5 protein-coding genes and 1 pseudogene are annotated in these 7,023 nt (G+C 59.3%); 2 read left to right on the top strand and 4 right to left on the bottom strand.

What is annotated here, in order from left to right; all coding sequences use genetic code 11:
* From FHS21_RS29085 to FHS21_RS29075, 3 genes and pseudogenes are all read right to left on the bottom strand, one after another.
* Positions 1 to 191: pseudogene (locus FHS21_RS29085) on the bottom strand (NAD(P) transhydrogenase subunit alpha); the annotation flags it as partial.
* Positions 191 to 1,579, bottom strand: a complete 1,389-nt coding sequence (locus tag FHS21_RS29080) for a Re/Si-specific NAD(P)(+) transhydrogenase subunit alpha (protein ID WP_183665543.1) — start codon at positions 1,577 to 1,579, stop codon at positions 191 to 193. The pseudogene FHS21_RS29085 and the gene FHS21_RS29080, both read right to left, overlap by 1 nt.
* A gap of 237 nt (positions 1,580 to 1,816) precedes the next feature.
* Positions 1,817 to 2,836, bottom strand: a complete 1,020-nt coding sequence (locus FHS21_RS29075; protein WP_112528179.1) for a 2-dehydropantoate 2-reductase — start codon at positions 2,834 to 2,836, stop codon at positions 1,817 to 1,819.
* Positions 2,837 to 3,206: 370 nt separating this feature from the next.
* Between FHS21_RS29075 and FHS21_RS29070 the strand changes: the two genes are divergently transcribed.
* Positions 3,207 to 4,193 carry a bile acid:sodium symporter family protein gene (locus tag FHS21_RS29070; protein WP_112528177.1) on the top strand — a complete coding sequence of 329 codons (987 nt, stop codon included), beginning with the start codon at positions 3,207 to 3,209 and terminating at the stop codon, positions 4,191 to 4,193.
* A gap of 39 nt (positions 4,194 to 4,232) precedes the next feature.
* On the opposite strand, the gene FHS21_RS29065 is transcribed toward FHS21_RS29070, so the two are convergent.
* Positions 4,233 to 5,051 (bottom strand): IclR family transcriptional regulator, encoded by an 819-nt coding sequence (locus tag FHS21_RS29065; RefSeq protein WP_112528193.1) that lies wholly within the window; start codon positions 5,049 to 5,051, stop codon positions 4,233 to 4,235.
* 178 nt (positions 5,052 to 5,229) lie between these two features.
* Here FHS21_RS29065 and gcl point away from each other — a divergent pair, with 178 nt between their 5' ends.
* A complete protein-coding gene (gene gcl, locus FHS21_RS29060) occupies positions 5,230 to 7,014 on the top strand; it encodes a glyoxylate carboligase (protein ID WP_112528191.1) in 1,785 nt (594 codons plus the stop codon).
* Positions 7,015 to 7,023 lie beyond the last annotated feature (9 nt).

Genomic DNA, 7,023 nt, shown 5'->3' with positions numbered 1-7,023 from the left:
ACATAATAGCCGACGAAGATCGCCAGGACGAAGATGGCCAGGCGGAAGACGAAGGGATCGACCGCACCGCCGGTGACCGCATGCGCCGCAGCACCTGCCGCATCCGGCATGGTTCCGGCGGCCTGACGCACCATCTCGGTCGCCTGGTTCAAGGCATCGAGTGCCTTGTCGAGGGTTGCATCGGCAGCCATCATGCCTCTCCTTCTGTGCTTTTAGCGGCAGTCTTTGCTGCAGGGGATGGGGCTGCAGGGGATGGGGCTGCAACGGGTTTGGCTGCAGCGGTCTTTGCGGCCGTCTTGGCTTTCGGTGCCGCAGCCTTCCCGGGAGCCGCCTTGGCCGTTGCCGCCTTTGCGACGGGCGCTTTGACTGGCTTGGCTGCCGCTGCCTTTGCAGGGGCTGCCTTCTTGCCGGCGGCGGGCTTCGCCGCCGAGGCTGCAGGTGCTGACGCTGCGGCGGCACTGGCGAAGTTCGGATGCACCACCTTGCCGCCATGGGTCAAAACGGTGGCCTTGACCAGTTCGTCGTCGAAATCGATCTTGATTGTCTTGGCATCCTTGTCGACCAGGGTCTCGACGAAGGCGAGGAGGTTCTTGGCGTAAAGCTGCGAGGCGGTCGCGGCAATGCGGCCGGCGACATTCAGGTGGCCGACGATCTTGACGCCGTCCACTTCGGTAATCTTGCCGGCAACCGCGCCTTCGACATTGCCGCCGCGCTCCACCGCCAGATCGATAAGGACCGAGCCCGGACGCATGCGCGCATACATCGCGCGCGTCACCAGCCGCGGGGCTGGGCGTCCCGGAATGAGCGCCGTGGTGATGACGATATCCTGCTTGGCGATATGGTCGGCAACCAGGGCCGCCTGCTTGGCCTGATATTCCTTCGACATCTCCTTGGCGTAGCCACCCGCCGTCTCGGCTGCCTTGAATTCCTCGTCCTCGACCGCGAGGAACTTGGCGCCGAGCGAGGCGACCTGTTCCTTGACCGCCGGACGCACATCGGTTGCCGTCACCACCGCACCAAGCCGGCGCGCCGTGGCAATCGCCTGCAGCCCGGCAACACCGACGCCCATGATGAACACTTTGGCGGCAGGCACGGTACCGGCAGCCGTCATCATCATCGGCAAGGCCCGGTCATATTCCGATGCCGCATCGATCACCGCCTGATAGCCGGCAAGATTGGCCTGGCTCGACAGAACGTCCATGACCTGCGCCCGCGTGATGCGCGGCATGAATTCCATGGTGAAGGCCGTGACCCCCGCATCGGCGAGCGCCTTGACCGCCGCGTCATTGCCGTAAGGGTCGAGCATGGCGATGACCACCGCACCCTTCTTGTAGGCCTTGAGCTCGGCCGAGGACGGCCGGCGCACCTTCAGCACCACATCGGCCCTGGCTGTATCGCCGGCCTTGCCGATCGCCGCCCCCGCCGCGACAAACTCACCGTCCGGTATGCGCGAGGCAACCCCTGCGCCCGCTTCGACGACAACCGCAAACCCAAGCGCTGTCAGCTTCTTGACCGTCTCCGGCGAACCGCCAACCCGCGGCTCGTCGATCTCTTTCGGTATGAACAGTGTCTGAGCCAAGCTCTCACCCCCAAGCAAGTTAAACACAACAAAACCAGTGGTCCCTAGGGGCTGTGGTATTCCCGCTCTGACGGCCTGCAAATGGCGCTTCTCTGCGCTCCGGTGCTCACGTACCTTAAGTACGCTGCGCTCCGGTGCTCGAAAACCACCATTTTCGTCGCGTCATAACGTGAATCTCAACAGCCCCAAGAGCAAATTTTGCCTCGATTTTCTTTGAAAACGGCGAACGGGAATGGATCACGATGCCATGACAAGCTTGGCCTCCACCACTTCGGGGAAGGTTGGATAGAGCCCCCTTACACGCCCCATCTGCTGGGCAAGTGCAAGCACGCTGTCGATGAAGGGTGTATCCACGTCGCAGAGCCGGCCCATTTCCTGCACGGACGTCAAAAGCGCGTCGAGTTCGATCGCACGGCCCTTGTCGACATCCTGAAGCATGGACGTGCGGTGTGCGCCAACGCCCGCTGCGCCGTCAATGCGGCGCTCGACGTCGACCCGGAAAGTCGCGCCGAACTTTTCGCCGATTGCCTGGGCCTCGAGCATCATATTGCGCGCAAGGGTCCGCGTACCCGGGTCGGTGGCGACGATATCGAGCGTCGCACCCGTCAACGCGGAGATCGGATTGAAGCAAAGATTGCCCCAAAGCTTGACCCAGATGTCATTGCGGATGTCTTCATAGAAACGAGTTTTCAGGCCGCCAGCCTCCATCACAGCTGCCAACCGGCTGACCCGTTCGCTATTGCTGCAATCCGGTTCGCCGAGGCCAAACTGATTGCCGTAAATGTGCTTGATGACGCCAGGACCAATGATTTCCGTTGCGGGATAGACCGTGGCGCCGATGACCCTCTCGGGTCCAATCGCATTCCACTGGCGGTTATCCGGGTCGACGCTCTGCAGCCTGAGATCGGCCACGCTCGGGCCCAGGCCATGAAAATACCACCAGGGAAGCCCGTTCTGGGCCGTCACCACTGCAGTGTCCTTGCCCAGAAGCGGCGTCATATCCTCGGCAACCTGCCATGCCTGATGCGCTTTCAGCGTGACGATGACATAATCCTGGACACCGAGTTCACTTGGCTTGCTGGTAGCCGGCATGCGCTCGATGATTTCCGTACCGTCCACCAGGAGTTTCAAGCCGTTTTGCCGGATCGCGTCGAGATGCGCACCTCTGGCGACGATGGAAACGTCAGCGCCACCGCGCTTGAGCATCACTGCCATGTAACCACCGATCGCGCCGGCGCCGTAAATGCAGATCTTCATTTGTTTTCCTCCTGCTCGCCCTTTTTGGATCGTTCTGCCCCCATTGATCGTCAGGGATCTGGTTTTTGTCATTTGCTCCGGCCATGTGAGTGGACCGACAGGCAGACAGCGCCACAGGCATCCGTCTCTTCATTTGTGGTATACATAATCCCAAGAAATTCTTGAATGTCAATCCTGCTGACAAGAGTGCAAAGAGGATTCAACGAGAAAGACGCGAGGAAAATGCCTTACGAGTCACGGCAAGCCGCTATTCCGGGTGGCAAAACACCGCAGCGTGGATCATGATAGATGTCCTATATCATTGGGGGTCTCTTCCATTGCATTCTGGGCGCTCCCAACGCCCTGTGAAAAAGCCGTTTCGGAATCATAGATGAAGTCACGTTTTCTACCGGATACCTTCACCCTGCTGCTTGTATCGACGGTGGTTTTCGCTTCATTCCTGCCGATCGGCGGCATCGCGGCGTATTGCTTTGGATTGGCAACAAAGTTTGCGATCGGACTTCTCTTCTTCCTGCATGGCGCAAGGCTATCGCGCGACGTCGTCGTGGCAGGTCTTCTTCACTGGAAATTGCATATAGTTATTCTGGCAGCCACATTCGTCCTGTTCCCATTATTGGGGTTGACCACAAGCTTTCTGGTTCCCGAAATTTTGTCGCCATCCCTGTACACCGGGATAATCTTTCTTTGTGTCTTGCCCTCCACGGTACAGTCTTCCATCGCTTTTACATCGATAGCAGGCGGCAACGTTCCGGCCGCAATCTGCGCTGCCTCGGCATCGAACATATTCGGGATGTTCCTTACCCCATTGCTGGCCGGCGTACTGCTCACGGCCAGCGGACATGCCGGTTTCTCTCTCGACGCACTGCAGTCTATCTTTCTGCAGTTGCTTGCGCCGTTCTTGCTGGGCCAGATCCTGCAGCCGTGGATCGGTAATTTCATCAGAAGCAAGAACAAAATTCTCATGCCGGTCGACCGGGGATCAATTCTCATGGTCGTTTATTCGGCGTTCAGCGCGTCGGTAAATGAAGGATTGTGGCAGACGACCTCCTTGCACGATCTGGGCATTCTACTGGCGATCGATAGCGCAATTTTGGCGGTCGTACTCGTGGTCACGATGTTTGGCAGCCGATTGCTCGGCTTCTCCAGGCCCGACGAGATCGCAATCACCTTTTGCGGGTCAAAGAAAAGTCTCGCAAGCGGCGTTCCCATCGCCAACGTGCTGTTTGCGGGGCAGGCTCTCGGCAGCATCATCCTGCCAATAATGCTTTTCCACCAGATACAGTTGATCGTTTGCGCTGTTATCGCCCGCCATTATGCCAGTGCAAACGTTCGGAAAAAAGCCGCTGCGGTATTGTGACATTCCAGAGCCAGACCGGCTGCCTTAGAGCTCGAGCCTCTAAAGCTCTTCCGGTCGCTTGCCACCCATGGCCCGCGTCAGCTCATCGGCAGCGTCGCGGATAACCGGGCCGAGCACGATCAGTTTTTCCTTCGGTAACCGCACCGCCGGCCCTGAAATCGACATTCCAGCGATTGCCTCGCCATGCTCGTTGAAGATCGGCGCCGCGATGCAGCGCATGCCGAGGGTATGTTCCTCATCGTCGATCGACCAGCCGCGCGAACGTATCTCCTGAATGTTCTTCAGGAGCGCCGGAAGCGTATCCAGCGTGTGATCGGTGAAATGGGCAAGTTGCTTGCCGCCAACGGTCCGGCCAATTTCGGCGTCGGACCATGTCGAAAGGATAGCCTTGCCAATGCCGGAGGCGTGAATGGGCCCGCGCCGCCCAGGCCGGTAAAAGGCACGCATCGGCGCATGGCTTTCGACCTGGGAAATGAACACCACATCGCCGTCATCCTCGATGCCGATATTCGCGGTTTCACCGCATTCCTCCATGAGCCGTTTCAGGAAACGGCGGCTGATCGTGCCAAGCTTGCGGAAGCGCAGGAACGCATTGCCGATCGCGAAAGCCTCGACCCCGATAGTCCAGTCGCCTGTTTCCGGATCATGTGCGACCATGCCATGGTTTTGCAGCGACGTCAGCAGCCGATGGATGGTCGACGGCGCGAGACCGGTCTGGTCGGCTAGCTCCGTGAGCGCCGAGCCATCATGGTCGGCAATAGTCGCTAGAAGTTTCAGGCTCCTGTCGAGGACCTGCACCGAAGACGGCGCCGCATCCGCTGCAGCCTTGCGGCCCCTCTTGCCTTTGACCGGTTCGATAACAGACACAATCGCTCCCTTGTTCCATCCCCTGGCACGATCCAGCCATAGACCGGCAAAGCGGATTTATCCAGTTTTATTGAAAGTCATTATTTCCACAGAATGAGAATAATTTCCATTATGTGTTGATATATGCGAATTATGGGTTACAGTTCCACCAAAATCTGGAGGAATGATCATGACAAAAATGCGTGCCGTTGATGCGGCAGTTCGTATCCTGGAAAAGGAAGGGATCGATTGCGCCTTTGGTGTTCCGGGGGCGGCGATCAATCCGTTTTATTCGGCGCTGCGGGCGCGCGGCACGGTCCGCCACATCCTGGCGCGTCACGTCGAAGGTGCCTCGCATATGGCCGAGGGTTATACCCGCGCTGAAGCCGGCAATATCGGCGTCTGTATCGGCACCTCCGGCCCGGCCGGAACAGATATGATCACCGGCCTTTATTCGGCATCCGCCGATTCCATCCCGATCCTGTGCATCACCGGGCAGGCGCCGCGCGCACGGCTCGACAAGGAAGACTTTCAGGCCGTCGATATCGCATCGATTGCGAAGCCGGTGACGAAGTGGGCGGTAACCGTGATGGAGCCGGGCCTTGTTCCCTATGTCTTTCAGAAGGCTTTCCATATCATGCGCTCGGGCCGTCCGGGTCCGGTGCTGATCGATCTGCCGATCGACGTGCAGCTGGCGGAGATCGAATTCGATCCCGACACCTATGAGCCCCTTGAGCCCTACAAGCCCGCCGCCACAAGGGCGCAGGTGGAAAAGGCGCTGACGATGCTCAACGCGGCGGAGCGCCCGTTGATCGTTGCCGGCGGCGGTATCATCAATGCCGATGCTTCCGACCTGTTGGTTGAGTTTGCCGAAATCACCGGCGTTCCGGTTATTCCCACATTGATGGGGTGGGGGACGATCCCCGATGATCACCGGCTGATGGCCGGAATGTGCGGCCTGCAGACCTCGCACCGCTACGGCAATGCGACGATGCTGGCCTCGGATTTCGTGCTCGGAATTGGCAATCGCTGGGCCAACCGCCACACAGGCAATGTCGCGACTTACACAGAGGGAAGAAAGTTCGTCCATGTCGATATCGAGCCGACGCAGATCGGCCGGGTCTTCGCGCCGGATTTCGGCATCGTGTCGGATGCAGGAAAGGCGCTGAAGCTTTTTCTGGATGTTGCGACCGAGTGGAAAACCGCCGGGAAACTGCGTGACTGGTCGAAATGGGCGGAGGAATGCCAGGAGCGCAAGCGGACGATGCTGCGCAAGACGCATTTCGATCAGGTGCCGTTGAAGCCGCAACGCGTTTACGAAGAGATGAACAAGGCGTTCGGCCGCGATGCCTGCTACGTGACGACGATCGGGCTCAGCCAGATCGCAGGGGCGCAGTTCCTCAATGTCTATAAACCGCGAAACTGGATCAATTGCGGACAAGCCGGCCCGCTTGGCTGGACCTTGCCGGCGGCGCTTGGCGTGCGTGCTGCCGATCCGCACCGGCCGATCGTTGCTCTCTCGGGCGACTATGACTTCCAGTTCATGATCGAGGAACTTGCGGTCGGCGCACAGCATAAACTGCCATACCTGCATGTCGTCGTGAACAATTCCTATCTCGGCCTGATCCGTCAGGCGCAGCGTGGCTTCGACATGGATTTCGAGGTCAGCCTGGCCTTCGACAACATCAACGCCTCCGGCGATGCGGAGAAGGGCTACGGCGTTGACCATGTCGCTGTCGCGGAAGGGCTAGGCTGCAAGGCCATCCGCGTCCGCAGCCCGAACCAGTTCACGGAAGCGTTCGAAGATGCGAAGGCGCTGATGGATGAGTATCAGGTGCCCGTGGTCATCGAAGTCATCCTCGAACGCGTCACCAATATTGCAATGGGCATGGATATCAACGCGGTCGTCGAGTTCGAGGAACTCGCGGAGCGGCCCGAAGATGCGCCAACTGCTGTTGCCGCGTATCTCGACTGAGGAGGATGA

Source organism: Phyllobacterium trifolii (genome assembly GCF_014192095.1).
In the GTDB taxonomy this organism is placed as follows: domain Bacteria; phylum Pseudomonadota; class Alphaproteobacteria; order Rhizobiales; family Rhizobiaceae; genus Phyllobacterium; species Phyllobacterium trifolii.
Note: the sequence above shows the minus strand (reverse complement) of the source record. Positions and strands in the feature narration are given on the sequence as shown.

Bases quoted from the DNA above. Each gene is read 5' to 3' on its own strand.
- FHS21_RS29075 (WP_112528179.1), bottom strand. From the start codon at position 2,836: ATGAAGATCTGCATTTACGGCGCCGGCGCGATCGGTGGTTACATGGCA.
- FHS21_RS29070 (WP_112528177.1), top strand. From the start codon at position 3,207: ATGAAGTCACGTTTTCTACCGGATACCTTCACCCTGCTGCTTGTATCG.
- gcl (WP_112528191.1), top strand. From the start codon at position 5,230: ATGACAAAAATGCGTGCCGTTGATGCGGCAGTTCGTATCCTGGAAAAG.